Annotated in this window: 23 protein-coding genes; 16 read left to right on the top strand and 7 right to left on the bottom strand. The window is 52.1% G+C overall.

The features are described 5' to 3' along the window. Positions 1–438: 438 nt before the first annotated feature. Positions 439–1638, bottom strand: coding sequence for a pyridoxal phosphate-dependent aminotransferase (locus EHV15_RS27605; protein WP_281281676.1), 1200 nt, complete (start codon positions 1636–1638; stop codon positions 439–441). Positions 1639–2033: 395 nt separating this feature from the next. Between EHV15_RS27605 and EHV15_RS27600 the strand changes: the two genes are divergently transcribed. The 7 genes from EHV15_RS27600 to EHV15_RS27570 all read left to right on the top strand — a co-directional run bounded on the left by EHV15_RS27600 (position 2034) and on the right by EHV15_RS27570 (position 9173). Then, positions 2034–3047, top strand: coding sequence for a LacI family DNA-binding transcriptional regulator (locus EHV15_RS27600; RefSeq protein ID WP_128634056.1), 1014 nt, complete (start codon positions 2034–2036; stop codon positions 3045–3047). Positions 3048–3157: 110 nt separating this feature from the next. Continuing rightward, positions 3158–3817 carry a ribulose-phosphate 3-epimerase gene (gene rpe / locus EHV15_RS27595; protein WP_128634055.1) on the top strand — a complete coding sequence of 220 codons (660 nt, stop codon included), beginning with the start codon at positions 3158–3160 and terminating at the stop codon, positions 3815–3817. 29 nt (positions 3818–3846) lie between these two features. After that, entirely contained in the window at positions 3847–4296 is a 450-nt protein-coding gene (rpiB, locus tag EHV15_RS27590; protein ID WP_128634054.1) for a ribose 5-phosphate isomerase B, read from the top strand. A gap of 40 nt (positions 4297–4336) precedes the next feature. Next, complete coding sequence (locus EHV15_RS27585; protein ID WP_128634053.1) at positions 4337–5296, top strand: DUF7916 family protein; 960 nt, start codon at positions 4337–4339, stop codon at positions 5294–5296. 319 nt (positions 5297–5615) lie between these two features. Beyond that, positions 5616–7490: a beta-glucoside-specific PTS transporter subunit IIABC gene (locus tag EHV15_RS27580; protein ID WP_128634052.1), complete on the top strand. Its 1875-nt coding sequence runs from the start codon at positions 5616–5618 to the stop codon at positions 7488–7490. Between the two features lie 87 nt (positions 7491–7577). Beyond that, positions 7578–8246, top strand: a complete 669-nt coding sequence (locus EHV15_RS27575) for a DUF4867 family protein (protein ID WP_128634051.1) — start codon at positions 7578–7580, stop codon at positions 8244–8246. A 114-nt stretch (positions 8247–8360) separates the two neighbouring features. Further along, entirely contained in the window at positions 8361–9173 is an 813-nt protein-coding gene (locus EHV15_RS27570; RefSeq protein ID WP_128634050.1) for a carbon-nitrogen family hydrolase, read from the top strand. Here the strand turns inward: EHV15_RS27570 and EHV15_RS27565 are convergent. Beyond that, positions 9168–10082, bottom strand: coding sequence for a LysR family transcriptional regulator (locus EHV15_RS27565; RefSeq protein WP_128634049.1), 915 nt, complete (start codon positions 10080–10082; stop codon positions 9168–9170). The genes EHV15_RS27570 and EHV15_RS27565 overlap by 6 nt on opposite strands. 133 nt (positions 10083–10215) lie before the next feature. On the opposite strand from EHV15_RS27565, the gene lepB reads away from it, so the two are divergent. After that, complete coding sequence (gene lepB / locus EHV15_RS27560) at positions 10216–10812, top strand: signal peptidase I (protein ID WP_128635570.1); 597 nt, start codon at positions 10216–10218, stop codon at positions 10810–10812. 125 nt (positions 10813–10937) lie between these two features. Here the strand turns inward: lepB and EHV15_RS27555 are convergent, their stop codons facing one another. Continuing rightward, on the bottom strand, positions 10938–11555 hold the full coding sequence (locus tag EHV15_RS27555; protein WP_128634048.1) for a hypothetical protein: 618 nt from the start codon (positions 11553–11555) through the stop codon (positions 10938–10940). Between the two features lie 238 nt (positions 11556–11793). Between EHV15_RS27555 and EHV15_RS27550 the strand changes: the two genes are divergently transcribed. Next, positions 11794–12714, top strand: coding sequence for an AEC family transporter (locus EHV15_RS27550; RefSeq protein WP_128634047.1), 921 nt, complete (start codon positions 11794–11796; stop codon positions 12712–12714). Between the two features lies 1 nt (position 12715). On the opposite strand, the gene EHV15_RS27545 is transcribed toward EHV15_RS27550, so the two are convergent. From EHV15_RS27545 to EHV15_RS27530, 4 genes are all read right to left on the bottom strand, one after another. Next, positions 12716–13837, bottom strand: coding sequence for a GerAB/ArcD/ProY family transporter (locus EHV15_RS27545; RefSeq protein WP_128634046.1), 1122 nt, complete (start codon positions 13835–13837; stop codon positions 12716–12718). Further along, entirely contained in the window at positions 13834–14988 is a 1155-nt protein-coding gene (locus EHV15_RS27540) for a Ger(x)C family spore germination protein (protein WP_128634045.1), read from the bottom strand. The genes EHV15_RS27545 and EHV15_RS27540 overlap by 4 nt, the downstream gene beginning before the upstream one ends. Positions 14989–14992: 4 nt before the next feature. Beyond that, positions 14993–16471: a spore germination protein gene (locus EHV15_RS27535; RefSeq protein ID WP_128634044.1), complete on the bottom strand. Its 1479-nt coding sequence runs from the start codon at positions 16469–16471 to the stop codon at positions 14993–14995. A 237-nt stretch (positions 16472–16708) separates the two neighbouring features. Beyond that, positions 16709–17173 carry a hypothetical protein gene (locus tag EHV15_RS27530; RefSeq protein WP_128634043.1) on the bottom strand — a complete coding sequence of 155 codons (465 nt, stop codon included), beginning with the start codon at positions 17171–17173 and terminating at the stop codon, positions 16709–16711. A 33-nt stretch (positions 17174–17206) separates the two neighbouring features. On the opposite strand from EHV15_RS27530, the gene EHV15_RS27525 reads away from it, so the two are divergent. The 7 genes from EHV15_RS27525 (at position 17207) to EHV15_RS27495 (ending at position 24675) form a co-directional block, all read left to right on the top strand. Further along, on the top strand, positions 17207–17482 hold the full coding sequence (locus EHV15_RS27525; RefSeq protein ID WP_128634042.1) for a hypothetical protein: 276 nt from the start codon (positions 17207–17209) through the stop codon (positions 17480–17482). Between the two features lie 155 nt (positions 17483–17637). Beyond that, positions 17638–19062 carry a 3-isopropylmalate dehydratase large subunit gene (gene leuC / locus EHV15_RS27520; RefSeq protein ID WP_128634041.1) on the top strand — a complete coding sequence of 475 codons (1425 nt, stop codon included), beginning with the start codon at positions 17638–17640 and terminating at the stop codon, positions 19060–19062. Between the two features lie 27 nt (positions 19063–19089). Beyond that, the gene (gene leuD / locus EHV15_RS27515) at positions 19090–19680 is read left to right on the top strand and encodes a 3-isopropylmalate dehydratase small subunit (RefSeq protein ID WP_128634040.1); all 591 of its coding nucleotides are present in this window, start codon (positions 19090–19092) and stop codon (positions 19678–19680) included. 466 nt (positions 19681–20146) lie between these two features. Next, positions 20147–21682, top strand: a complete 1536-nt coding sequence (locus tag EHV15_RS27510; RefSeq protein WP_128634039.1) for an N-acetylmuramoyl-L-alanine amidase family protein — start codon at positions 20147–20149, stop codon at positions 21680–21682. A gap of 38 nt (positions 21683–21720) precedes the next feature. Then, entirely contained in the window at positions 21721–22335 is a 615-nt protein-coding gene (locus tag EHV15_RS27505; protein WP_128634038.1) for a GerMN domain-containing protein, read from the top strand. A 260-nt stretch (positions 22336–22595) separates the two neighbouring features. After that, complete coding sequence (locus tag EHV15_RS27500) at positions 22596–24044, top strand: N-acetylmuramoyl-L-alanine amidase family protein (protein WP_128634037.1); 1449 nt, start codon at positions 22596–22598, stop codon at positions 24042–24044. Positions 24045–24066: 22 nt separating this feature from the next. Continuing rightward, entirely contained in the window at positions 24067–24675 is a 609-nt protein-coding gene (locus tag EHV15_RS27495; protein ID WP_246061803.1) for a GerMN domain-containing protein, read from the top strand. The last annotated feature ends 14 nt before the right edge of the window (positions 24676–24689 follow it).

Genomic DNA, 24689 nt, shown 5'->3' with positions numbered 1-24689 from the left:
GCACAAGACAACTTGTAGCTCTGATACAATCAGAATTCCCGCAAAAGCTCAAGTTTTCGAGCCGATACGATCGCCCGCCGGAAATCTAACGGTTGTTGCAGCTGCTATTTTACGAAAAAAGACCTTTTCTAAATTTTAACGGTTATGAGCGCCGTTATTTGCCTGAATTTAAGCGAAAATAGCAGGGTTTTAGTGAAATAAGCGCTAAGGCAACCGTTACAATTTGAAATCAATGTTTTTGGGACAAATAGCGGTAGTGGCAACCGTTAGAATAGTTTCGTGGTTAGAAATGTATCTTGTCCGATTTGATGCAATGACTGGTACCTTATGTTTTTCGCTAGAGCGGCCGTGGGAAATGTTCTTATGATCGCTGCCCGTCGCGGATATCCTTAATCAACTAAATTCAGTACTCTTGCCTAACTCCGCCATTTCCTTAGTTTAAAACAAGCCAAGCCGTCCGATGCGCCGCGCGGCTTCCTGCATGCGGTCTTCGCCGCTGAGCAGTCCGATGCGGACGTAACCTTCGCCGTGCGTGCCAAAGCCGCTGCCCGGCGCTACCGCGACTTTGGCTTCCCGAAGGAGCAGTTCGGCAAACGCGGCGGAGGTGAAACCTTTCGGAACCGGGAGCCAGCTGAAGAAAGAGCCCGACGGTTTGGAGGCATGCCAGCCGATTTGCTCCAAAACCTCAAAAAAGGCGTTGCGGCGTGACGCATACCGCGCTACGAGTTCCGTTACGCAATCCTGCGACTCGGTCAGCGCCGCTGCGGCCGCCGCCTGAACCGCGCCGAACAGGCTGACATAAATGTGATCCTGCAGCAGGCTCACAAGCGAGATGATTTCGGCGTTGCCCAGCGCAAAGCCAACCCGCCAACCGGCCATGTTGTAGGTTTTGGACAAGGTGTAGAATTCGACCCCGACTTCTTTGGCGCCAGGGGCCTGCAGGAAGCTGACCGGGCGATGCCCGTCATAACCGATGGCTCCGTAGGCGAAATCGCTGGCGACGACGATCCGGTTGCGGCTGGCGAATTCCACGGTATCTTCATAAAAAGAGAGCGGAGCGGTCGCGGCGGTCGGGTTGTTCGGGTAATTCAGGTACATCAGCTTTGCCTGCTTTAAATCGGAGGCTGGGATGGCATTGTAATCGGGCAAAAACGCATTTTGCTCCGATAATGGCATAAAGGCCAGCCGCGCCTTGGCCAAGGCCACGCCGGACCAGTAATCCGGGTAACCCGGATCGGGCACCAGGCAGGCGTCCCCCGGATTCAAAAGCACCTGGGGCAGCTGGACAAGTCCGGTTTTTCCGCCGAACAAAATGGCCACCTCCCGCTCCGGATCAAGCTGTACGCCGTAATCCTCCAGGTAGCGCCGGGCAATCGCTTCTTTCAGAAACTCATGACCTCTAAAGGGAGAATATTTGTGGTAAAGCGGATTTTCCGCCGCCTGCTGTAGAGCATGAACGATATGAGGCGGCGTAGGCAGGTCGGGATTTCCCTGTCCCAAGTTAATGACGTCATGGCCCGCCGCGATTTCTTGATTGACATTCCGTACAAGGCCCGCGAAAAATTGGCTCGGCAGCCCCTGCATAACATCGGCAACCGGCAGGGGGAAAGCCATGGAAGACGGTTTGACTTCCTTCATTGTGATCACTCCGGTCTGGTTGAAAAATGATAATGTTAATTTATCATGAGAATTTCGAGGTGTATAGGGGGAATAAAAGCAGGAATAAATTTCCGCAACATGCCCGCGAATTTATGGTTTGACAGCCCTAAGATGTGGTGGTAAGATACGAATAAATAAATGAGTAATCGATTACCCGTTTATGAATTGCAGCAAATTATATGAGGGGGGACCATCATAAAGTAAATAAATATATTGAGTAATCGTTTACCCGATAGGCGGCGTTTGGTCAGGAAAGCATAAAGTCCGATCCTTACCCTCTGAAACATTGACACTCCAAGGAGAAACGTGTTACATTGATATCCAGAATGAGTAAACGATTACTCAGATTCGCTATCAGTGAGGGGTGATGTGCAATGAAAAAGGGCAACCACATTTCAATTAAGGAAATCGCTCGCTTGAGCGGCGTTTCGGTGGCCACGGTTTCCCGCGTCATCAATGATAACGGCCGTTTTTCCGACGAGACGCGGAAGAAGGTCATGGATGTGATCAACAAGCACCATTATGAAACCAATTTTGTGGCCAAAAGTTTGCGCATGAACAAATCCCAGACGATCGGTTTGCTGGTTCCCGATATCAGCAACGAATTTTTTGCCGCGATCGTTCAGGAAATCGAGCGTCTCTTTTTTGAAGAGGGTTATTCCACGATTATATGCAATACGGCCAAAAGCGCCGAGAAGGAAAAGGAATATTTGAAAACGCTTGAGGGGAAAATGGTGGACGGACTGATCTGCATCTCCGGCCAGGAGGAGATTCTGACCGATATTTTGCGGAGAAACGTTCCTATCGTTTGTATTGACCGCCGGCCCAAAACCAACCAGAACGTGGCTTTTATCGAATCGAATCATCTTGAAGGCGGACGGCTTGCTACGGAGGAATTGATCCAAAAAGGGTGCCAAAACATTCTGCTCTTGACCAAAAGGAACAATTTATCTTCCGTCAATGAGCGGCTGAAGGGCTATGAGGAAGCATTAAAGCAGCACGGTTTTCCGGTTCATGAACAAAATGTAGTTTATATTGATGAGCACAGCAATAATCTGGAGGGTGCACGAAAGGCTATCCAGGAAGTGCTGGAGGCGAATTTGTCTTTTGACGGCATTTTCGCCACGAACGATTGGCTGGCATTGGGAGCGATGCTTATGCTGCAGGAGAAGGGCTACAACATTCCTGAGCAAGTGAAAATCGTCGGATTCGACAATAACCAGATTTCCAAGTACTGCAATCCGCCGCTGACCACGATCGATCAGGATGAGGCGACTCTGGCCAAATATGCCTACACGAACCTGCTGGACATGATCAACGGCTCCGCCGTAAAACATGGACAGCACACGCGCGTCCCGGTCCATTTGGTGGAAAGAAAGACAACTTAGAATTTAGCGACAACTCGTCAAAACATTTGTAACTGCCTTAAAAGAATCAAGGTGTTACAAATGCACGAGCATTGAGTAATCGATTACCCTACTATAAGAAGGTGATTTTTATGGGCAAACTATTATGTCCTTCGATGATGTGCGCCAACTTCAAGTCGTTGGAAAACGAAGTGGCCGCATTGGACGAAGCGAATGTGGATATTTATCACATCGATATCATGGACGGGAAATTCGTTCCCAACTTTGGCATGGGGCTTCAGGATTTGGAATTGATCCGCAAGCAAACCGGCAAGACGGTCGATGTTCACTTGATGATCGACAGCCCCGGCGACTACATTGATTTGTTTGCCGCAAAAGGGGCGGATATCATTTATTTTCATCCCGAGGCGGATAAGCATCCGGCCCGCACTATCGATCGAATCCGGGCCCATGGCGTTAAAGCCGGCATTGCCCTCAATCCCGGAACTTCCCTGGCTGCTGTGGACCCGCTGCTGGGCTTGGCCGATTATGTGCTCGTTATGACGGTGAACCCGGGATTTGCCGGACAGAAATATTTGCCGTATGTCGACGAGAAGATCAAAGCGCTGCATGCCTTGAAACGGCAAAAGGGGCTGCCGTTTACGATCGTCGTTGACGGGGCGATCTCGGAAGAGAAAATCGAAGAGTTGTCCGAATACGGCGTTGAAGGTTTTGTCCTGGGAACGTCGACCCTGTTCGGCAAACCAGAATCTTATAAAACGATTATCAGCAGATTAAAAAGCGGAGCTTAAAGGCCGCAAAGCGAAGGAGGAAATTTTGCATGAAAATCGCCATTGGAAGCGATCATGTTGCAGTGGAGCTAAAGTCGGTCATCTCGGCCTATCTCGAAGAGCTGGGGCACGAGGTCGTCGACTACGGACCGCAAACCGCCGAACGCACCGATTATCCCAAATACGGCAAACTGGTTGCCGAAGCGGTAGCCGGGAAACAAACGGATGCGGGGATTCTCATCTGCGGGACAGGCGTAGGCATCTCGATCTCCGCCAATAAAGTCAAGGGAATCCGGGCGGTCGTGTGCAGCGAACCTTATTCGGCCCAGTTGTCCAAGCAGCACAACAATACCAATATTTTGGCCTTCGGCGCCCGCGTTGTCGGCAGCGAATTGGCGAAAATGATTGTAAAGGCATGGCTGGATGCGGAATTCGAGGGTGGACGCCATGCGGACCGGATCGCGATGATCGAAGGTATTGAACAGCAATACCTGTGTTAAATAGATAGCCTATAAATAACGATATCTGGAGGAGATTGCAGTGGCTAAACGACTGATAGCATGCAAGAAAAGCGAAATCATGAAAATGAATGCCATGGAGCTGAAGGAAGCGATCTTTGCTTCCGAAGGCCGGGTCATCATGGGGCAGCATCTGGTCAAGATCAATACGGGATTGGTCGATGGGGTGACGAACGCCGAGATTCAAGCCGCATTTGGGGCGGATATGGTGATGCTCAACGGCTTTGACATGGTGAACGAGCAGGCCAATATCGGGCTCCGGGAGATGGAACACGGAAAAATGGCCGACAAGCCTTACAGCTTAAACCAAGTTAAAGAATGGGCCGGCGTCCCGCTCGGCATTTATTTCGAATGCCCCAGCCCCGAAGCCAAAGTGGCGGGCGAGCGGTATGTGGAAGCGAAAGAAGGAAGGGTGGCTTCCCAAGAGAACTTCCTGCGCGCGCTGGAGATCGGCGCCGATTTTATCGTACTTGGCGGCAATCCGTCGGCCGGAACGACCTTTGAGCGAATTATCGCGGCCACGAAACTGGCTAAGGAAACGCTTGGAGATCAAATGCTGATTTGCGCGGGTAAGTGGGAGGATGGCACGATCGAAAAAGTGTTGGGCGACCCGCTCAGCGAAAGGTCTTCCAATGAGATCATCAAGGACCTGATCGATGCCGGCGCCGATGTGATTACCCTGCCAGCCCCCGGTTCCAGACACGGCATTACGGTAGAACATGTCAGAAGCTGTGTGGAATTCGTCCATTCCTACAAACCGGGCACATTGGCCCTTTCCTTCCTGAACAGTTCTGTCGAGGGGGCGGATGTACAGACCATTGCCATGATCGCCTTGATGATGAAGCAGACGGGCGCGGACATCCATGCGATCGGAGACGGGGGATACGCGGGCACGCCGCTGCCGGAGAACGTATACCAACTGGCTTTATCGATCAAAGGAAGAAGACACACGATCAAAAGAATGGTGGGCAGAAGCAGATAAGGGAGGTTTTCTGTCAGACTCTATATGCCGAATTTTCGTTTATAGAGGTTGTTCAAAAAGTCATCTTTTGATCACGAGGCAACTCGAGAAGCGGTTTCGACATCGAATCTTGAATTCAGCCGGGCCTTCCGTTGCTCACGTAGGTTCGCCTACGCTCCGCTACTCAGTCCCTAGCTTCATCCAACCTTCTCGGTGCTGAAAACCTGACTTTTTGAACACGCACTTATAGAGTCTTTAAACTGCAAGATATGAAAACGGTTACGTTGTGCCCATGGCCTTCAATGAATAGCGTTGCAAGTTAAATAAAGGGGCGATCATCATGTCAAATGAAAAATTGGCGAAGGATATCTTAACCTCCGTCGGAGGAACGGAAAACGTGGCCAGCGTGGTTCATTGCGCAACCCGGCTGCGTTTTAAACTGAAGGATGCCAAGCTGGCCGACAAAAATCAAACGAAAAACATCGCGGGCGTTATTACCGTGGTGGAAAGCGGCGGTCAATATCAGGTCGTTATCGGCAACACGGTAGGCGATGTCTACAAAGAGCTTGTAAAAGCCGGCAACCTCGGCGAAGAATCCGGCCAGGCTTCGTCAAACTCCGGCAGCGGCGGGAACTGGTTCAATAAAGCCGTCGATATTATCTCCGGCATCTTTACCCCTTTTTTGGGCGCATTGGCGGCATCGGGTATATTAAAAGGCCTGCTGCTCATCCTTACGACGCTCGGCTGGCTTTCCAAGGAAAGCGGCACTTACATGATCTGGTACGCGGCGGCGGACAGCATCTTTTATTTCCTGCCGCTGGCCATCGCCGTAACGTCGGCCCGCAAATTCGGCGCCAATATGTTTGTGGCGCTGGCCATCGCCGGGGCTCTGGTGTATCCGAGCATCATTTCGCTGTACAACGATAAGGCGGAGGTCGCTTTTTTCAATATCCCGGTTATTCTGATGAGCTACACCTCTTCGGTGGTTCCGATCATCATTGCGGTCTGGTTCCTGTCCATCCTGGAGAAATATTTGAATAAAATTTTTCACAGCAGTATCCGAAACTTTTTAACGCCGCTGATCTGCATTATGGTCATCGTTCCGCTGACGCTGATTGCGGTCGGACCGGTAGGGACCTATGTCAGCCTGGGACTCGCCCAAGGCTATACCTTCTTATATAATCTCAGCCCGATCGTGGCCGGCATCATCTGCGGGGCCGGATGGCAGCTGCTGGTTGTCCTGGGGCTCCATTGGGCGTTTATCCCGATTATGTACAACAATATCGCGGTTTATGGCAGCGATACGTTAAAACCGCTGTTCGCTCCGTCCAACTTTGCTCAATCCGGGGCGGCGCTGGGCGTGTTGCTCAAAACGAAAAATCCGAAAGTGAAAGCCATCGCGGGCCCAGCGGCGGTAAGCGGCTTGTTCGGAATTACCGAACCGATCATTTACGGGATCAGCATCCGCTACAAGAAGCCTTTTGTTTGGGCGACGATCGGCGGGGCGATCGGGGGAGCCATTACGGGCGCGGCCGGTTCGGTGGCGATTGCTCCCGGCATCCCGGGGCTGTTGTCCATCCCTCTTTTCTACGGACAAGGTTTTGTCGGATTTCTGATTTCCATCATCGTCGCTTACTTCTTCACGGCCATTGCCACGTATTTCTTCGGATTCAACGATGCCATGGAGAAGGAAATGGTTGCGGCCAAGGAGCAAACGCAGAAGCAGACCGCCGGTGTTTCTGAAGGAACGCCGGGTTCGCAAAACGAAGAAATCGGCAGTCCTTTGTCCGGCCGGATCATACCGTTATCCGAGGTCGCGGACGAGGCGTTTTCGAGCGAAGCGATGGGTAAGGGAGTGGCGATCGTTCCGGAAGAGGGCAAACTGATCGCTCCGTTCTCGGGAGTTGTTGCGAACGCTTTCCGCACCGGCCATGCCATCGGCCTGATCTCGGACCGCGGAACGGAAATCCTGGTTCATATCGGACTGGATACCGTCAAGTTGAAAGGGCAGCACTTTAAAATGCACATTGCCGAAGGCGACCGGATCGAAAAGGGGCAACTGCTGGCAGAGTTCGATGTCCAAGCCATTAAAGATCTGGGTTATGACGTAACCACGCCCGTGATCGTAACCAATACACCCGCGTTTTCGGACGTGAAGACGCTGAACGTAGGCCAAGTGCGGGTACATGATCCGTTGCTTGAGGTTAAAGGATAAGAAGCCTGCACTAGGGACTATGCAAAGACGATAATTCAAAATAGAGAAAACGATTACCCCAACGGAAGCGGAAGGAGCCTTACTGCCATGTCATTGGAACAACTGAATTCCATCAATAAACCGCTTGTGATTCACGATATTTTGAGCGAGGCGTTTCGTCCGTTCGGCAAAGTGTGGACCAGCATTCATGCCGATGAATGGATCGCCTACGCGCAAGGGCATATTGAAATTCCCGGCGAGGGGAACCGTTATGTCCCGTCCATCGCGGAGTTGGAAGCGTTCGCCGCAGCGCGCCGGATCCAGGAGGAGATTTACGGCGAACTGCCGATCCAAATCGGCTTCTGCGCCGGAGGGAACACAAAACTTACGGGTCTCGAATACCATCAAGGCAGCGAGGTCGTGGTGGCCGCGACGGACTGCGTGCATTTCCTTGGCCGGGTCCAGGACATTCACGACTATAGTTATCACAGCGGCAACGCAAGAGCGTTTTTTCAGCCGAAAGGGACGGTGGTTGAACTATATTCCACGACACTTCATTATGCTCCCTGCAAAGTATCGGATCTTGGGTACCTGACGCTGGTCGCACTGCCAAAAGGCACGAATCAGCCGCTTGAAGCGGGCGGAAGTGAAGGCGGAAATCTACTTTTGACCAAGAAAAATAAATTTCTTATGGTGCACGAGACGCAAACCGAAAAAATTGCTTTAGGGACTCATCCGGGACTAAAAGGCAAGCTGCTGGAAATTAAGACTATATAACGGCAAACAAGGGCAGGTAATGAACTGCCCTGTTTTCTTTTTTTATTGGCTTATTGCCACCCGTGAAGCAGCAAGCTATCATATCTGGTATATAGCTCTAAAGGAGTGAATAATATGGCGGAGCTTCAACAAGGAAAATGGCGGGTGGCCCTGGTTCAGGGCGATATCAGGTTGGGGGAACCGGAGGAAAACCGTAAACACATGCAGGAACTGTTGGGGCGGACGGTAGCGGAGCATCCTGACCTCGATCTGGCCGTGCTTCCGGAAATGTGGAATACGGGTTACGCCTTGGACCGGATTCACGAATTGGCCGATGCCGAAGGCAAGGCGACGCGGGAGTGGCTGTCGGCGTTTGCCGCCAAACACCGCATTCATATCGTCGGCGGCTCCATTGCCGAGAAACGAGACGGGAAGATTTACAATACCATGTATGTTTTTGATCGCGAAGGAAAAGAGACGGCCCGCTATGCCAAAATCCATCTGTTCCGGCTGATGGAGGAGGAGAAATATCTAGCGTCCGGGGAACGGAACGTCGTCTTTGAATTGGAACGCATGAAAGCCGGAGCGTCAATCTGCTTCGATATCCGGTTTCCTGAGCTGGCCCGGACGCTGGCGCTGCAGGGCGCCAAGGTTCTGTTCGTCCCCGCGGAATGGCCGCATCCCCGGCTGCATCACTGGCGTACGCTGCTGATGGCCCGGGCGATCGAAAATCAAATGTACGTTGTGGCCTGCAACCGGGTGGGCAGCGGGGGCGGAGCGGACTTTTTCGGGCATTCGATGATCATCGACCCGTGGGGCGAAATCGTAGCGGAAGGCGGGGAAGGGGAGGAAATCGTCACCGGAACCGTCGATCTCTCGCTCGTGGATGAGGTTCGCGGACGAATCCCGGTATTCGCCGACCGCCGCCCGGGGTGCTACGAATTATAAAGCGCAGTTGCGCTGCTCCATCGTCGCCTTGAACGTTTCGATAAAAACCTCCGCCGCTTTGGATAAATATCGGCCTTTGCGGTAGGCGATGACCAGCGTGCGGCTGGGCACGGGCTCGGCGAGCGGCAGATAAGCCGGGATCAGCTCGCTGCGTTTGGCCCGGGCGATAAAGCGCGGAACGAGTGTGATGCCCATCCCGGCCGCGACCAGCGATTGCACCGTTTCGATGTTGTTGCTCTCGAATACGACGTTCGGTTCAAAGCCCGCGCTACGGCAAAGGTCTACCGTCAGCTTGCGGAAGCCCTGCCCTTTTTTCAGCACGATAAACGGTTCGTCCCGCAATTGCTCCAGCTTCACGCCTGTCCTCGCTTCTTCGGTAGAGGCGAGGCGGTGATTCGACGGCACGGCCAGGTCGATGATTTCTTCGCCGATCGGCTCATAAGCGAGCGTCGGCTCCTGCAGCGGCAGCGACAGCAAACTTAGATCTGTGCCGCCGCCGGCCGTCAGCTTCTCCAGATTGAGCGATGTATCTTCCAGCAGGGTGATTTCGATGTCCGGATACGCTTCTTTGAAGGCGGGCAGCACGTAAGGCAGCAGGTGGGAGCCGGTGATCGGCATGCTTCCCACGACAACGCGGCCGGCCCGCAGCTGGGAAATGTCGTCCATTTCCTGCCGCAGCTGCGCCACGGCGTCCATGATTTTTTGCGCGTGCTCAATAAAGCTCGATCCGGCGTAGGTCAGCTCAACCGTGCTCGTATTGCGCTGGAACAGCTTGACGCCAAGCTCTTGCTCCAGCTTGGACAGCTGCTGGCTGAGGGAAGGCTGGGCGATATGCAGTTTGTCGGCGGCGCGGGAAAAGTTTTTCTCCTCGGCGATTTTCAATGTGTACAGAAGTTGCCTTAGTTCCATATTTATCATCCCTCTTATAAGAAATTCCTATAAACAAGTATACTACATATAGGGAGGGGATGCTCGTTATCGGCAGTACAACCGGGTTGGGATATTCAGGAAAATTTGTTTTGTGTCCCTATTCCCCGTTATAATGGATGAAAAAGCTAAAGTTATTATTTTGGAGGTTTTACGTTTGAAGAAATGGTTGAAAGAAGTTGTCGGATGGGGCGGATCGATCGCGCTTGGATTTGTGCTAAGCATGATTATCGGCATTTTTGTGATTCAGCCTTACCGGGTAGACGGCCATTCGATGGAACCGACGCTCAACGACAAGCAGCGCATTTATGCCTGGAAGTTCGCGCACGTGCTGGAGAAGCTGCCGGATTACGGCGATATCGTCATTATCGACAGCCGGGTTGACCGCAGCCGTACATTCTTGGACGATATCAAGGAGCATCCCTTGATAACCTGGTTATCCGGCAGTGGACAGGAGGATTTTTTCTATGTCAAAAGAGTGGTCGGCCTGCCCGGAGATACGATTGAAGTGAAGGACGGGCACGTGTTCCGAAACGGACAGCAGCTAGACGAGCCTTATATTAAGGAAAAAATGAATGCAGGGGCCGCTGAGGTTTGGAATGTCCCGGACGGCTATGTGTTCGTCATGGGCGATAACCGGAATAACAGCAACGACAGCCGCAGCATCGGACCGATTCCGCTCGACCATGTGATGGGGATCGATTCGTTTTAGTGCCGAGAGTTGAACCTGCCGCTGCGAGCACGAATATTCATATAAAAAACAGCTCCTTCAGGTGAACCTGCCTGGTGGAGCTGTTTTTTCGATTGCCGCAGATTTCCCAAATCTAACCTTTTTGGCTAGGCCGTTTCGCTTGTCTCGCCGCTCCCGTCTTTAAGGGTTCCTTCCGAGTATTCGGTCAGAAGATCCCATAAGAAGGGAGGGATCCCTTCGGCTTCGGAAGGGGGAGCCGGAGGACGTTCTTCCCCGTTTCCGGGCGGAGCCTGCTCCGGCCGCGGCGGGCGCAGCTCGGCGACGGTCTCGGCGATATCGTCAAACAGCGCGTCGATTTCTTCTTCGCTGGCTGATTCCGCATCGAATTCGCTCAATTTTTCCTGCAGCGTCGAAAGCAGTTCGCCGAGCGGATCGGCCGCTTCTTCGCCGGAGGCGGCGGAACCGAATGAATAGGAGCTCAGTTTGCTTTGCAATTCCGCCAAAATCGATTTTTTCTCGTCCGTGGTAAGCGGGTCCGTATTTTGTCCGGTTGCTGCGCTGTAGGTGGAGTCTGCGGCGGCTTGATTTTGTAAGTTGGTCAGGTAGGCGAGATATTCCGGGCTTAGTTCAAGGGAATCACCCGTACTAACCGTTACTTTGCCGCTTTGTCCGGAGTCTGCTTGTTTGTTGGCGGCGGTCGTTTTTTCCCACGAGCCAATGCTGTAAGAATAAGTGCTGCTGTATGGATTTACAGATAATGACATGCTTTTGTTTCATTCCTTTCATGCTAAAATTTTAGATTTGCCGGATCGATTCGGGAAGCCTGCAACAAAGATATCGAATCCGAATCTGAAAATAAGCTGAAGGACGGCTTAAAATACGCGGAAAAGTTATAGGGAATAGCTATCAGCTATATTGTTTTCATGTCTTGGACGCGCCCCGCGGACCGGGTTACAATAGGGCAAAACAAAGCTATCAAGCGAGCGGAGGAGTCTGGCAACTATGATACATACGGTTTTATCTACACTGCTTCATGTAATCGTTCCGCTTTCGATTCCGGTGATTGCCGGCGCGCTGCTGGCGCGTTTTCGCGGTTTGGACACCAAGCCGCTGCTGACTTTATATTTATACGTGCTGAGTCCGGCGATCATTTTCGATACGCTGATGAACGCGCATATTTCATCGGGAGATGTGTTCAGTACGATCGGGTTTTCCTTGCTGAACCTGGCGCTGATGTGGGGCATTGCCAAGGCGGGGGGACGGCTTCTGAAGCTGGGGCCGCCGGAAGCGGCCGGACTTACGCTTATATCGACGCTGACGAACAGCGCCAACTACGGATTGCCGCTCGTATTGCTTGCTTTCGGTCAGCTTGGACTCGACAAAGCTTCGCTTTATGTTATCACGCAGATGATTATCGTTAACACGGTTGGCGTGTATTTTGCCGCCCGCTCGCAGTTTTCCGTGCAAAGCGCGATCCGGTCGGTGTTTGCCCTGCCGGCGATCTATGCTGCGGCCCTGGCGTTTTTTCTTCGCCTAACGAATCTGCAGCTCCCGGCGGAGATCACCCAAGGGGTTTCCATGGTGGCGGCCGCTTATTCGCCGGTTGTGCTGACGGTGCTGGGCGCGCAGATGGTGAAGGTCGGAAGGCCGGACGCCGCTGCCGCGCAGCGATCCGCGGTTTGGGCCGGCATTGCCGTGAGGCTGGCCGCGGCGCCCATTGCCGCCTATATCGCCTTGACTGTATTGGGCATTACGGGTACGCTTTTTTCCGTCCTGTTCATTTTGGCTTCGATGCCGGTCGCCGTAAACGCCGTCGTTCTGGCCGAACGGTTTGACGCCGCGCCCGGGCTGGTGTCGAGATGCATCATGTGGACGACGCTGGCTTCGTTTGTCGTGCTGCCGGTGCTGCTCGTGCTTGTTTAGTTCACCGAGAGTACGCATTGAGGCTTCCTTTTCGGCGGAAAATGAAGGATGAGATCAACAGCAACAGCGGTATTACAGCGCAAGCAACGACTCCGAAATAACCCGTGAATTGGCCCATCCTGTCGATTTCCACAAAATTTTGAGGATACATGGCTGCGGCAAACAGTAAAACTAACGGAAGGTAATAGATGTACCTGTTCCATTTTTGCGTAAGTTGGCTGAGTCCGGCGACAATGTAAAAATAGTAATTTGCCGTGGTCATGTAAATTTTAATCGTCCACAAGACGATAAACAACAATTCAAACCGTTCCAGGAACGCGCCGGGAAATTCGATTTGCTGGGCAAAAGAAACAACCGGCCACTGCAAGCGGGAAACTTCTTCCACGGACATGCAGGCGATGACCATCGTCACCATGAGGAGATACAACCCCATGGCGACGGAATAGCCGATCGCTCCCGCCTTCCACGCCTTTTGCGGATGAACCATGAAACTCGTTAAGATGAGCATGGATTCGAAACCTAGGGTTGAAAAGGGAACTACCTCCAGAGATTGAAGGATCGGCCTCCATCCCTTATGAAAAACGGGACGCAAATAATCCGGATCGAAGTGGTTGATATTGAGAATAATCAGCAGCAAAAAAACGACAAAGGTTAAGGGAAAAAAAAGCTCCACCAACCGGACCATCACATGAAGGCCGCCCGAGGTCAAATAACCGACAAGCAGCAGAAACGGGATAAGAATCGCGCTTATCGGTGTTCTCTCCAGGGCCAGAGCTTTGATAAATTCCGCCATCATTCTTACTACATGCGAGCAGACCAACAGGCAGTATACAATAAATGAAAGGTTGATGAGGTGTCCGATAAATTTACCCGCAACCCGTGTACTTATCTTATAAAACGTCTCCCCGGGAAATCGCCGGCATAAGCTCACATTGATAAAAACGGCGACCAACCCCAGCAAGCTGGACAAGAGCAGTCCCTGCCAAACATCGGGAGTTTGCGCCTTTTCCGCTATACTTCTGGGCAAACTCACAATTCCCACGGCGTACACGGTCGAGGTGACCGTAAGAACGGTTTGTAGAGTGGAGATTTTTTCATGTTTCATGGTAGGCAGATTTGTCATGGCGACCCCGCTCCTTTAGAATAAGCTCCCGTTTGCCTTACTTCGGCATCCACCAGAACGTCGATCGGGATTTGACTGAAAGTATCCGGCCAGTTGTTCTTCACGCGATCCCAGGCTTCGGGATAGTCCGTTTTTATTTTTGTGCGAAAACCGGCCACATCCGCTTTTTCCTTCCGAAGTTTGCTTAAAGACCGAAGCACGCTCTCTTTGATTTCTTCCTGCGCCGCTTCCCTGGCCGTTTGCAGAAACGGTTCCTTCAGAAGATCGGCAGAGACAACCCGGTTCTCGTTCAGATTAAGGGCGGTTTTAATCCGGACCGTAAATGAGATATCCTGTCCATTGGCACGCGGGATGAGTTTTCTCTTCACTTTGTCGACTTCAAATACCATCGCGTGGTTCGTCCGCGGATCCTCGGCTTTAACAACAGTCCCCTCCGTGTTTCCCAGCATCCAATTGATCCCGCTGATATCCTCCTCGTCTAGCCAGCCGGCAAATTTCTTCGTTTGGCCGCTGATCAGGGCCGCGCCTGTCAGACGATTGCCGCCTTCGCCGGTATCCAGCCGTTGAATTAAAAAATCGGCTCCCTGCGAAATCCGGATCGAAATGTCTCCCAACGTGATCTTTGGTGGTATTTTTTCGTTTAAAGCGCTGTTTTTGGCTAGATCCCTCAAATCCACGGAAGGGATGTCTTTATGTTTGCCCATCTTCGCCAGAGCTTCTTTGGCACTGCCCTTCACAACCATAACAACCGAATTTCGGCTCGTTTTGTAGGAGCGGTTATACGTATCCAGCAATTGGTCGATCCGCCACTTCCGCAAAGCCTGATCGCTGATCAAGACCAGCCGGATAAAATTGTACAAGGGTGCACGAGCCACCTGTTTCGCCTGTTCTCTAGAGGCATACTGGATGGAATCCCCGTAAAGCGTTGTTATGTTGGTGTATGCATTTTCTTGTTTTTTCTGAGCGATTAAATGCTGATAAGTAAGTTCAAGCATATCCTGATCCATATCGATGGCAACGCCGAGAATGATGCTCAAGTCTTCGATTTCCCTGCTGTCCCAGCAACCGGCAAGCACGGCGCAGGCCATCCATCCGGCAATGCATTTTTGCAGCAGCCGGATGCGGCGGAACCGAAAGATAAAAGCTGTCATAGGTTTACTTCCTTTTTCTGTGGGACAATGTCTCGTCCTGAGTTTTTAACGTTAATGAACGCTTTTTGAGATACCTGAAAGGAACGCGAACCCAAGTATCTTGCTGATCTCTTAATCGGATCGGGGCCAAAGGCGCCATGTAAGAAACGCCGAAGCTTTTGATCCGAACCATATGGGCACCCAGAAATATGAACGACAGGATCACCCCGTAGAGCCCGTATACCGAGGCAACCAGCATAACCGGGAAGCGCAGCAGGCGGATGCCGATACTGCCGCTGTATTGCGGACTCGCAAAGGATGAGATCGCGGTAACCCCGACGATAATCACCATGAAAGGACTGACGATCGACGCCTCAATGGCCGCTTCCCCGATGACAAGCCCTCCAACAATGCCGATGACCTGGCCTATGCCTTTGGGCAGCCGCAAGCTTGCCTCGCGCAGGATTTCCAATGACACTTCCATGATTAGAGCCTCGACAAAGACCGGAAAAGGGATGCCTTTCCGCGAGGCCACAATGGACATGACCAGATCGGGCGGGATGAGCCCGGGATGGAAGGAAACCAAGCTGACGTATAGGGAAGGCAGGAAAGTTGCTATAAACAACGCCATTAGACGAAGAATGCGAAAAAATGACCCTAACGGGAACCGTTCGTAATAATCCTCCGGGGATTGGGCCAGCATCCAGAAAGTCATCGGAGCTATCAGCACGAACGGCGTGCCGTCCAGCATGATGACAACCTTTCCGCCCATCAGGGCGCTCACCGCTTTATCCGAGCGTTCCGTCGCTTGAAGCTGCGGAAACGGAGACCACGGTGTTTCCTCGATCAATTGCTCTACGATCCCGCTATCTTGTACATCGTCGATGTCGATGGATTCAATCCTTTTTTTGATGTCCTGAACCAGTTCCGGATTGGCAATGTCGGCGATATAGAGCACGGCCAAGTTTCGGGAAGATCTTTTTCCAACCCGGTATTTATCGATTTTGAAACTGACGTCCTTCACAAATCGTCTGATCATGGCAAGATTGCTGGCCATGTCTTCGACAAAACCTTGCCTCGGTCCTCTTACCAAAGTTTCGGTAGCGGGTTCTTCCACATTTCGAGCAGGGAAATTTGCGGTCTCTACAATCAGCGCTTCATCGATTCCTTCAATGAGCAGGCAAGTCTTCCCCGACAATACTTCCAAAACACACTTATCCAGAAACTCGCCCGTTTCAATTCCGATCGGCGAAGCGGTCTTCTGCAGCAGGTCTTCCTTTAATGTTTCCGGGGCATACGCAGGTTTATTGTCCCCGAGCCCCGCCAGAATCAACGGTTTGACGATTTGTTCATTAATTGCATTGATGTCCGCGATCCCGGAGAGATAGACAATGATGACTTGAAAGCCGGTTTGCCCTACATCCAATTCCTTGAAGACGGCATCGGAAAAATGGCTAAGGGTGCGCTTCAGATATTCCACGTTTGCTTCAAGCGGCCTTGCCATGGCGATCCTCCCTCGGAACCGTATCCGTGAACTTCAAAAGGTAATATGTGTAAAAATAATTTAAATATTCGTATGCCTTCCAATTCAAAAAGCTGCCGCCGGTAGTTTACCGACAACAGCTGTATCCAGAATCTAGCCTTGTCAATCGTTGCGTTGGTTAGGACGACTCTGAAACGGAAAAGAAACGATATAAAGCCCTGAGAGAGCTTAAAACTCCCAGGGCTTCTACGGTGTGGATTATAAATTCGGTGTGTAGTTAGGGTTATTCAATATTTGATTTACAATATAGAGGAGGTCGTCATCATTTACGGTTTCATCGATCACCTGGTCGGCTTGGTGGTTGACTGTATCTGTATCGGCAACAGCATTTCCAAAGTAAAACGCATCGATAGCGAGGTCAACCAATGTATACTCCCCCGACTTATTTACGTCCAAAATAGCCGGTGCAACTACGGTTACTGTATCCTGTAAGCAGTTTTCTTCGTCCAAATCATATTCTTGCTCTGTATCCGCGATTCTACCCTTTAAGGCGTCTACGTCCCCCGTACCGACTGCGATTGCTTTGAATTTAAGTTTAACAATAACCGTATCCTCATCGATACCATAGTCCTTGCCTTGGCTGGCGATAATAAAACGGATGTTGCCATTATTGTCTGTAGGATCATTATATACCTTGTAACCCGCTACTTCTTCATATCCCAAGTATTCAAACAAACTAGTAATGGGGGAATTAACATGTTGAAATTAATAAAAAAGCTGAGCTTCTGGCTACCGCTGCTTTCATTGGTTGTTTGTGTTTATAATCTCATGGGATACGATGACAAAAACCTGTTGCTCGCTCTTACAAGCCCACCGTTATTATGGTTTAATCCCGAGTTGACGAAATTGCACCATACGATGAATAGCGAACTATTGTGGCAGTTAGTTCTTTATGGGATTCATTTTTCCTTCTGGTTGCTTTTTGGTCTTGCAATAGACTGGATTATTTCAAAAATAAAGGCATCCTTATAGGCTGACCCTATCACAATTATAGTTATTATATCTTGGAACAATTAACGGGAACGTGCTATATTGAATTCAACATACAAAGCGCTGGCCAAATTGGTTGTAAAACCGCCGGCATTCCGCTTTGTTCCAGGTTCGATTCCTTGTGTGGGGTGAAAAAAATGAGCAGTAAAAAAACGATGTATGAGAAAATTTGGGATAATCACGTGATTTATCAGGAAGAGGGCAAACCGAGCATTATTTATATCGATTTGCATCTCGTGCATGAGGTCACTTCGCCTCAGGCGTTTGAGGGTCTGCGGCTGAGCGGCCGCAAGGTACGCCGTCCGGAACTGACCTTCGCGACGATGGACCACAACGTTCCGACCAAAGACCGCTACAATATCAGCGACCCGATCTCCAAACAGCAGATCGACACGCTGTCGCAAAACTGCCGCGATTTCGGCGTGACTTTGTACGATTTGGACACGATCGATCAAGGCGTCGTTCACGTTATGGGTCCGGAGCTGGGCCTTACGCATCCGGGCAAAACGATCGTTTGCGGCGACAGCCATACGTCGACGCACGGCGCGTTTGGGGCTTTGGCCTTCGGGATCGGCACCAGCGAGGTAGAGCACGTGTTGGCTACGCAATGCTTGCAGCAGGCTAAAGCCAAAACGCTGGAAGTGCGGTTCGTCGGCAAACGTAAGCCCGGCGTAACGGCCAAAGATATGATCCTCGGCGTGATCGCCCAATACGGCACCGATTTTGCGACCGGGTATGTCATTGAGTATACGGGCGAAGCGATCCGCGAACTGTCGATGGAAGAGCGGATGACCGTCTGCAACATGTCGATCGAAGCCGGCGCCAGAGCGGGGCTGATTGCACCGGACGATACGACGTTTGATTATTTGCGCGGGCGTCAGCATGTGCCGCAAGGCGCAGCGTTCGAGCAAGCGGTGGCCGAATGGAAGAAGCTGGTGACCGACGAAGGCGCGGAATACGACCGCGTGGTCGAATTTGACGTGGATTCGCTGATTCCGCAGGTTACCTGGGGCACAAGCCCGGGCATGGGCACCAGCATCGACGGACGCGTGCCGAATCCGGCCGATTTCACTACCGACAACGAACGCAAAGCAGCCGAAAAGGCGCTTGAATACATGGGCCTGACGCCAGGCACGCCGATGGCGAACATCGAGATCGACTATGTGTTTATCGGCTCCTGCACGAACGGACGGATTGAAGACTTGCGCGCCGCGGCGCAAATCGCCAAAGGCTACAAGGTTTCCGGCAAAGTCACGGCGATTGTCGTACCGGGCTCCGGCCGCGTAAAAATTCAGGCGGAGCAGGAAGGCCTGGACAAGATCTTTACGGAAGCCGGATTTGAATGGCGTGATGCCGGCTGCAGCATGTGCCTGGCGATGAACCCGGACGTTCTCCAGCCCGGACAGCGCTGTGCTTCCACCTCCAACCGGAACTTTGAAGGACGGCAGGGCCGCGGCGGCAGAACGCACCTCGTTTCTCCGGCGATGGCGGCCGCGGCTGCGATCAAGGGACGTTTTGTCGATGTTCGCGAGTGGGAAATCAAAAGCGAAGTCCTGAGCTAATCAAGGTAAAAAGGGGAGAATCGATCGATGGAAGCATTTAAAAAACTGACCGGCACCGTCGGTCCTGTGGACCGCGTCAATGTCGATACCGACGCCATTATTCCTAAGCAATTCCTTAAACGCATCGAACGTACGGGGTTTGGACAGTTTCTGTTCTACGAATGGCGTTTTGACACCGAAGGGAACGTCAATCCCGATTTTGATTTAAACAAATCGCGTTATGAAGGCGCGTCGATCCTCATTTCGCGCGCGAATTTCGGCTGCGGCTCTTCGCGGGAACATGCGCCGTGGGCGATCCTCGATTACGGATTCCGCTGCGTCATCGCGCCGTCTTTTGCGGATATTTTCTACAACAACTGCTTCAAAAACGGCATTTTGCCGATCAAGCTGTCGGAGGAGCAGGTTGAAGAGCTGTTCCAGCGCACGGCGGCCCATGAAGGCTACAAGCTGACGGTGGATCTGGAAGAAAAGACGATTAAGGACGAACACGGCCTGAATATCGCGTTTGACCTTGACGAGCACCGCCGCCAATTCCTGCTGCAAGGCCTGGACGACATCGGCCTGACGCTGCAGCACGAGGATTTGATCGCAGCATACGAGCAAAGAAGATTCGGTTAAACTTTAGCCGTCAAAGTACAGGAGCTCCCGGTTTATGACCGGGAGTTTTTGCGTTCATAAGGCGGTGACGGCCACATTTGCGGGAGGCCGCAGAAATAGCGGCACTTTATGTTCTTATTGCCTGGAGCCAGGCATGTTCATCCCCATTAACGGCATTTTTTGTCCTTATTTTCCCATGAATGGTCCAGATCGCGGGCATTTCCTTGCTACAGGGGAAAATAGCGACATAAACTGCCTCTATCTCTCTCCAATGGACGAATATCGCGGGAATAGCGACACTTTATGCCCTTATGTTTTTCGTTGGACAGCTCGCGCGGAATCGAATGTCCGTTTTTGTCTCTCTCTGAAAATATAAGTCTATCAGGGGACGTTTTTTTCTGATATCATGGAAGTAATTAGCAGCCTTTTGCGGATGAGGGTTCTTTTTGTCGGTAAATTTTACTAGGGTGAGGTAGGGATGAGGTTGATGAAGAAAATCGGCTTTTTCTTGTTTGCATGGCTTTTTTTGCTTGGGTTGCCGGGTTTAAGCCATGCGGCTTCTTCCGGCACGCACATTTATTTGGACGGCCAAGAGCTGGTGCAGCCGGAAAATGCGCAGGCCGGGATTGTCCATGGAAGCGTGATGGTACCGATCCGCGTGATCGTCGAAGGGCTTGGCTACGACGTCAATTGGGACAAAGCGAATAGTACGTTGACGATCAAGCAGGGAGAGACCAACCTGAAGCTGAAGATCGGCGAGGAAACGTCCGTTGTGGATGAACGAAAAGTGAAGCTGAACGGCGCTCCTTTTCTGCAGGGCGACACGACTTTGGTTCCGCTGCGATTTGTCGGCGAACAAATGGGGTTAAATGTAAGTTGGAACAACGAATCCAAATCCGCGTATTTATATAGTCCGGTTGGCGGTTCGGCTGACGGCGTTCTGCCCGGGCATGTCAGCGGGGCCGCGGCGTCGGACGATGAAATCAAGGTGCCGGCGGATGAGCCGGGGCAAGACAGTACATACACGCCTTCGAACGATGATGAAGGCATGACCGCGGATACGCGGGAAGAAGAAGGGAAAGATGGAACGGAAAGCGAGGTGACCGATCCGGCGCTTATTACGGGGATCAGCTTCGGAGAAAACCGTTTGATGTTTGCGGTATCCGGCAGCGTTGAACCAAACGCGTTTACGATGACCGGTCCGGACCGGATCGTCGTTGACGTGCCGAATGCCGGTTTTGACGAGTCCTTTCTGAAGCAATATCCGTTGGACGAGAGTAACAAAGGGGAACTCGCGGTAACCGGATATCCGGACGTGTCGAAAATCCGCTATTCGTTATACAGCGCAGAACCGGGGACGGTCCGCTTCGTGATCGATTTGAACCGCAGCAGCCAGTTTAAGGTGACGAACAACGGCGACGGCCTCGTTACCGTTGACTTGACCGCGGACGCCGTAAATGGAGGCTGGGATTTCGGGGCGGACGGTAAGCCGATCGTCGTCATCGATGCGGGACATGGCGGCACTCAGCCGGGGGCGACCAGCATAACGAAGCGGCAGGAGAAGGATTTTACGCTGGCTGTGGCGTTAAAGGTACAGGCTTTATTGGAGCAGGAAACGGAGTTTGATTTTGTAATGACCCGGGATTCGGACGTGACGTTGTCGCTGCAGGATCGGGTAAAAATAGCCAATGATATCGGCGCCGACGTATTTGTTTCCATTCACGGCAACAGCATTGATCCGCCGGCCAATCCGAGCGGTTCGGAAACGTATTATACCAGGGAGGAAAGCATTCCCCTCGCCAATGTGATGCACAGTCATCTCGTCCAGGCAACGGGTCTGGCGGACCGCAAGGTGCGCTACAGCAGCCTGCACGTCACCCGCGAGACGACGATGCCCGCGGTTCTTCTTGAAGTGGGGTACCTCAGCAACAAGAACGACGAGTCTCTCATGTATACCGAGGAACTACAACAGCGCGTTGCCGAAGGTATAGTGGCGGGGATTAAGGAATATTTGGGCCTGTGATTTTGTCGAAAACACGCAATAAAGAAGGGGGTAGCGGCATGAGAAAAATGGGATATCTTTTGCTGATCATCGCTCTGCTGGCGCTGGCGGGCTGCGGACAAAAGCCTGCAGCTATGCCGGCGGATACCGGGAATGCTTCGAACGTCGCGGAAGGCGGCGCGGATCATAGCCAAGGCGGGCCGGTCGATTCCAGTCAGGGGGCCGGCGGTGAGGGAGCGGGTCAGACTGATGCAAGCGGCCCGCAGCAAACAGCGGAGCAAGTTAAGCTGACGGTCGAGGTTTATTTTACGGATGAAGATCTGATGGAATTGAAGCCGGTTCAGCGGGAGATTGAGGTGCCGGAAGGGCACAGCAAATATGAAGAAGCGTTTAAGGCATTGCAGTCGGCCGATCAAGGTTTGATTTCCTTGTGGGAGAAAGTGAAGCTCAACAGCGCCGCTTTTTCCGGGGCGAACGGCGAATTGGCGCTCGATATTGAACTGCCGGACGAAGCCCGGCTCGGCGCAGGCGGCGAGGCGCTGGCCATCGAAGCGCTGAAAAAGACGATGTTTCAGTTCGACGAGGTGAAACGAATCGAGGTCACGGTAGGCGGGGAGAAGGTTGAATCGCTTATGGGCCACGTGGACCTCGAGCACCCAATCACCAGAGAATAAAGGAAGTCTTTAAAAGCTGAAAACAGGCTGTCTCAAAAGGTCATAAACTTGACCTTAGGGACAGCCTTGTTTTTTTCTCAAAATCAGGCAACTCAGTAGTTTGAGAGGAAGCAGTAGCAAATTATACGCAGAAAAATGCCATAATTTCGCAACTTTTCAGGGCTTAAAGCGTCTAATATGTCGTCTGGTGATGTCGAAGTTTTGAGTGATTTTTTATCGGTCGTCATGAGGCAAAAATACTAGGATGGTAGGGGTGACGGATGAGGAAAAAAAATTTAGCGGCAATGTTGTTCACTTTGATTTTTTTGTTTGCGTTTTCGCAAACGGGACATGCTGCCGCGGGTAGTACCAGTGTTTTTCTGGATGGCAGGGCGCTAACCTTGCCCAAAAATGGACAAGTTCAAAATGTTAATGGAAATGTGATGATTCCAATTCGTGTCGTCGCGGAGGAGCTAGGGTTTGACGTCAACTGGGAAAAAAAGACGGGCACGGTAACCATACAGCAACCCGGAACAATTCTCACTTTGGCCGTCAACAAGACGACGGCAACGGTAAACGGCAGTGAAGTCAAGCTGCCTGCCGCTCCCAAGCTGGCTAAAGACACCACGCTTGTCCCTCTGCGGTTCGTCGGTGAGCAGATGGGGCTTACGGTATCCTGGGATAATTCCAAGAAAGCGGCTTATTTATTAAGCCCGAGCTCCGGCAGCGGAAGCGGCAGTACAGGCAACCCCGCGTCGGGCAACGAATCGGGACAGCCAGGAGCGCCGGTTGACCCGGAAAATGGCGGCGAATTGGCTTCCGTCAACGGGATCAGCTTTGTTAACAATCGTTTGATGATCGCCGTGGACAAGAACGTGAAGCCGAACATTTTTACGATGACCGGCCCCGACCGGCTGGTGGTGGATCTGCCGCAAACCGCTTTTGCCGAGTCGCTTGCGACCGGCCAAACACTGGACAGCAATCAGAGCGGCATGATGGAAGTGACCGATTATCCGGACGTTTCCCGCGTCAGATTCGCTTTGTTCAGCAGCGACCCTTCGACCGTACGCGTCGTGCTGGACCTGAATCATCAGGTGAATTACGCTCTGGTAAACGAAAATGACGGACTTATTATCGTTGATTTGAATGCCGACGCAACTAATCCGTGGGACGGAACGGACGTGGACGACGGATTGACTACGGTCGTGATTGATGCCGGGCACGGAGGAAGCGATCCGGGAGCGACCAGCATTACGAAGAAAAGAGAAAAGGACTTCAACCTTGCCGTTGCGCTGAAAGTACAACAGCTGCTTTTGGAACAAGGGCCGGACATTAACGTCGTGATGACGCGGGAGAGCGATACATATCCGACGCTGCAGGATCGGGTGAAGATTGCGGAAAATGCCAATGCGGACATTTTTATTTCCATCCATGCGAATGCCGGCTCGGCGACGGCGAGCGGGGTTGAGACGTATTACACCCGCTCCGAAAGCGCGGGTTTGGCGAAGGTCATGCACAAGCATCTCGTGGAATCGTCGGGCCTTCCGGACCGCAAGGTACGCACGCAAAGCCTGCACGTCACGCGCGAAACGACCATGCCTGCCGTGCTGCTGGAATGCGGATATTTGAGCAACAAAAACGATGATGCGCTGCTTTATACGGAAGAATTCCAGAACAATGTGGCGCAGGGAATCGTTGACGGAATTAAAGAATATCTCGGCGTAAACTAAACGCGGGGAAGGAGGAACAACCGTGAACAGAAAAGGATGGATCATGGGGATGCTGGTTGTTTTGCTCTTGCTGAGCAGCGGCTGCGGCCAAAAGCCGCAGACCGCTCCGACTACCGGAACGGGAAACGCTGATTCGAACGGGGCCATCGGGGAGCCTGTGGCGACGGCTCCGCAAAACGAAGGGCAAACGCAGGGCTCGCAAGGCGCGGATAACGGTAAGGAGCCAGAACAACCGCCGCAGCAAACGGCATCGATCGAGGCTTACTTCACGGACGATAACATGCTGGAGTTAACGAAGGAAACCCGGCAAATTTCGTTTGAATCCGATAAGGACAAATATTTAGCGGCTTTAAAAACGCTGCAGTCCAGCGAAAAAACGGACTTGTTTGCCCTCTGGGAGAAAGCCGTCTTTCATTCGGCCGCGCTTGCGGACGGGGTATTGACGGTCGATATGTCGCTGCCGGATGAGGCGCACCTTGGCGCCGGCGGTGAGGCGCTGGCCATCGAAGCGCTGACCAAAACGCTGTTTCAATTTTCGGAAGTGAATGCCATCGAACTGCTCGTTGACGGGGAAAAGGTGGACACCTTGATGGGGCATGTCGAATTAGACCACCCGCTGTCAAGAAATTAAGGAAATTTGAAGGA

This window comes from Paenibacillus oralis, from assembly GCF_003863965.1.
Taxonomy (GTDB): Bacteria; Bacillota; Bacilli; order Paenibacillales; family Paenibacillaceae; genus Fontibacillus; species Fontibacillus oralis.
Note: the sequence above shows the minus strand (reverse complement) of the source record. Positions and strands in the feature narration are given on the sequence as shown.